1 pseudogene is annotated in these 732 nt (G+C 56.4%); it reads right to left on the bottom strand.

Annotated features, from left to right (window positions below):
- Positions 1 to 347: pseudogene (locus AB4048_RS28905) on the bottom strand (protein tyrosine phosphatase); the annotation flags it as partial.
- Positions 348 to 732 lie beyond the last annotated feature (385 nt).

Genomic DNA, 732 nt, shown 5'->3' with positions numbered 1-732 from the left:
ATCGCAACGATTTCGCTAGCACGCTGAGGCGTAAATTCCGTGGTCGCAGACATCCTGAAGTCGATGTGCTCAACCCCCAGATCTCGCGTCGCGGCAATCTCGGCGCCGTACCAATCCGCGTTGGAGTTCTCTCCTCTTAGATTGATGACTGTTTTGATGCCATGCTCGCGAACATAGCTTTCAAGCTGCGACGGGGTCGGCTGGGCCGAGCGGTAAAGCTGGCCTTCAATAACGGTGTGGAAATTCCCGACCAGCTTGAGATAGCCAGCGTAGCCTCCGAGGCCGGCCCCGAGGAAAAGAACGCCTGCGAGCGCGGCGCGAACTCTCTTGGATAGTTTGAAAGGCATTGGTCTCTCTGCTGGAAACGATCTCCTTTCAGATGCCTGACAATGCTGACGAGGGCCTGAAGAGCCCAGGCCTGGGCGGTGAAAGTTTAGTAAGAATAGGCTATTGGGATTTGTGCGCTTTGGACTGAAGCATTCCGGAGGTCCGTGGATTTTTCGGACATCGGGTCCAGAGCGCGTGGCTTCCAGCGCAACGGCAGGCCGGACAGGCGTATGGCCTGCCCGGCCTCAGCTGTCATGGACTGCCGGCGACGGCTAGGTGTTCTGGCTGGACGTTTCTTCACGTCGATGACCAGCCTCTATTGTCATATAGATTACAGTCAGAACGATGACGCCAAGAAACGCGAAGCTTGTATAGATCGTCCCGAAACCCAAGCCGCCATACTCC

Source organism: Rhizobium sp. RAF56, assembly GCF_052113965.1.
In the GTDB taxonomy this organism is placed as follows: domain Bacteria; phylum Pseudomonadota; class Alphaproteobacteria; order Rhizobiales; family Rhizobiaceae; genus Rhizobium.
Note: the sequence above shows the minus strand (reverse complement) of the source record. Positions and strands in the feature narration are given on the sequence as shown.